Origin of the sequence: Butyricicoccus sp. OF10-2, from assembly GCF_003481925.1 — a bacterium.
GTDB classification, from domain to species: Bacteria; Bacillota; Clostridia; order Oscillospirales; family Butyricicoccaceae; genus Agathobaculum; species Agathobaculum butyriciproducens.
In genome coordinates this window covers 1-2,770 of the sequence record NZ_QUMC01000053.1, presented here as the reverse complement: position 1 = coordinate 2,770, position 2,770 = coordinate 1, and the positions used below count along the sequence as shown (strand labels likewise).

Annotated in this window: 2 protein-coding genes and 1 riboswitch; both genes read right to left on the bottom strand. The window is 50.1% G+C overall.

Translation table 11 applies throughout. The annotated features are described in order from the left end of the window. Nucleotides 1-248 (bottom strand): hypothetical protein (locus DXB00_RS16535; RefSeq protein ID WP_158581341.1); only part of this gene is annotated, 248 nt, incomplete at its 3' end. A 49-nt stretch (nucleotides 249-297) separates the two neighbouring features. Beyond that, on the bottom strand, nucleotides 298-2,304 hold the full coding sequence (locus DXB00_RS15930; RefSeq protein WP_119215180.1) for an S-layer homology domain-containing protein: 2,007 nt from the start codon (nucleotides 2,302-2,304) through the stop codon (nucleotides 298-300). A gap of 108 nt (nucleotides 2,305-2,412) precedes the next feature. Next, nucleotides 2,413-2,504: riboswitch (cyclic di-GMP riboswitch) on the bottom strand. Nucleotides 2,505-2,770 lie beyond the last annotated feature (266 nt).

Sequence of the window (2,770 nt, the reverse complement as noted above, 5' to 3'; positions counted from 1 at the left end):
TAATTCTCTACAATCGAGCCGACAAATTCTTTCTTCAATCCATCGTCCGAAGGACTGCGGACATAGACATTGATATTCACATACTGCGTAAGCTGATACCCAAATTCCAGTTCCAGATAACCGGTATGCGGGTCGAATGTGCCGCCCTTGATTTCTGCTGCCTGCGCGTCAATGATTGGCACGAATCCAATCACCATGCAGAAGCACAGGAACAGAGAAACCACTCTGCGGACTAATGCTTTCTTCATAAGTTTACCTCCACCTGTTCAGGAGTTCTTCCGTTTCTAATTCTTTCTATCAGTGCTTGTGCGTGATAGCTGCTTCCATGATATTGCCATATGCCCAGTTGCTCTGGCTGACATCGGGGAACGGACAAGCCATGCTGTGCAGTTCGGCGGCCGTTTCGTAGTTTCTGCCGAGCATACGATTTATCATCGTTACGGTTTCAGCGCGGGTGATGTACTGCTCCGGTCGGAAGGTGCCGTCCGTATAGCCGCTGATTAAGCCGTACTGCACCGCTTGACGAATATAGCTGCTGTACCATTTGCCGTCTGCCACATCAGAGAAGGTCTTGGTACTGCCGTTCATAATCAAGCCTTCCTTCGCTGCGATACGCGACAAGGCTGTTGCCATCTCTGCACGAGTGATTGCAAATTCCGGTTTGAACACGCCGCCGTTATAGCCTACCATGTAGCCTTCCTTGGACGCTGCTTCTACCCAGCGATACGACCAGCGGTTGTTGGCAACATCGGTATACGAGGACTGCTCCGGTTCGGCGGTTTCCTTTTCCAGCGCGTCAATCAGCATTTTCGCGGTCTGTTCGCGGGTGATATTGCGTTCGGCATGGAACATACCATCGGTAAAGCCGTTGATATACAGCTTGTGTTCTGCCTTGGGCGTTTCGGTTGTGCCGCCGCCACCGCCGCCGATACCACCGCCGCCACCGCTGGTAACATCAGTAGTGAGGGTCAGCTTTACCTTGGAATATTCAGAGCCGGTGTTGTCCTTGATTTGGATTGTGATACTGAAATTCGTATTCAGCGGAATATCCGTCAAAGCCTTCACATAGATACCGCTGCTGTCCGCAGTAACCTGCACCTTGGTATCATCGAGGGTCACAACATACTCGTCCGGTCTAAGCAGCACCTTTGCCGTGCTGCCGGTAGTCAGCGACTTGTTCAGCAGCAGCGCATACAGATTTACCGTGCCGTCCTTGCTGACAGTAACCGTGGAACGAGTGCCGGCAAGCTGATGCTGTTCACTTGCTGCACCATCTGTAAAGTTGCCGCTGTTGTTCGGCATATCCTTTAAGACAGCGCCGGTCATGTAGTTATTGTTCAGATACACCTTTGCACCTGCGTCATGCCGTGCTTTGAGCGTAGCAGGAACAAAACCGCGCAAATAAGTGTTTTCCAAATGAATCTCGGTCAACGCAGTCTGCGTAAATGCGTCCGGTAAGACACCGCGCAGAGGGTTCGTGTCCAGCGCGAGATATTGCAGGTCTGCCAGATTAGCAATACCGGCAGAGATTTCGCCTTCCAGCTTGTTTTCAGACAAGTCTAAAATCTGCAAACCAGAAAGCGAGTACAGCGTTTCGGGAATCGTGCCGGTCAATCCGCATTGCCACGCCGAAAGCGAGATAAGGTTATTCAGCGCGGACAGGTCGGGAATCGTACCGCCGATAGCATTTTCCGAAAGGTTCAAGTATTTCAGACTGCTCATACCGGCAACTGCCGCAGGAAAACCGCCGGTCAACTGATTTCCCATGAGGTTCAGCACCTCAATCTGGGTATTGCTCAAAATCGTGTCCGGTATCGTACCAGTGTACTGGTTATCTTTTAGAACCAGCGTTTTCAATGCGGGCATTGTACCAAACTCGGAAGGAATCGCACCTGCATAATCATTGCCGCCCAAGTCTACATTTTGCAGTTTCGGGAGCGTATAGAGCGCAGACGGAATATCTCCGCTCAAATGATTATCCGAGAGGAACAGATACCGCAATTCACTAAGTTCCCCGATTGCAGCCGGTATATGTCCGGTGATGTTCTGACCTTTTAGACCAATGCTCTTGATCTCCACAAGGTCTTCCGCTCCGGTGATGGTATCCAGTGTGCGCTGCTGGGCGTTCAGCAAACGCTCAATCTCATTGATGAACCAGGTCTGTCCATCACAGGCGGCAATAAACCGTTTGGCATATTCCGTCTGTGGGTTTGGCGTAAAGTCCGCTGCGCCTGCCGTGAGTGGTGCGTATAGCTGCAACAGCAAGGCTATTACAAGCAATACGCTGATTCGTGTGCGTTTCATTTTTCGATCGCTCCCTTTCTTTTGCGCCCAAACAGGTAAAAAGAGCGCAATACCACATGGATAGTAGTCCACACAGTATTGCGCTGTTTCTTAAAATGCGGGGACTGGTTAGGCAGCTGGCTGTCATGCGATTGCAGAGCAATCGTTTAGACCCTATAGCTTTGCGCCGCAGAGTTTCCTCTGTTTTGCCATTTCTGCCATTCTCCCAAGAGTTTGGGTTTTTAGTTAATTAAATTATACTAAGTTGCTTGGTATCTGTCAATTATTACTTTGTCAATTTCAACAAAAGTCCTTTTGTACTTAAACAAGTAATTGTTCAAAATTGTAGACTGTCCGCGTCGCAAAGGGTCTACTGTTATAGACTTCAAAAGATTTCTCTCTGCGCTCGCCGCCGCGAGAATGGTGAGGGGGTGCTGCGGCTGTGGGTAACTGCCGCAAGGGAGTTATCCATCAACCGCAGCAGGGG

Coding starts and splice junctions, on each gene's coding strand:
- DXB00_RS15930 (WP_119215180.1), bottom strand. CDS start 2,304: ATGAAACGCACACGAATCAGCGTATTGCTTGTAATAGCCTTGCTGTTG.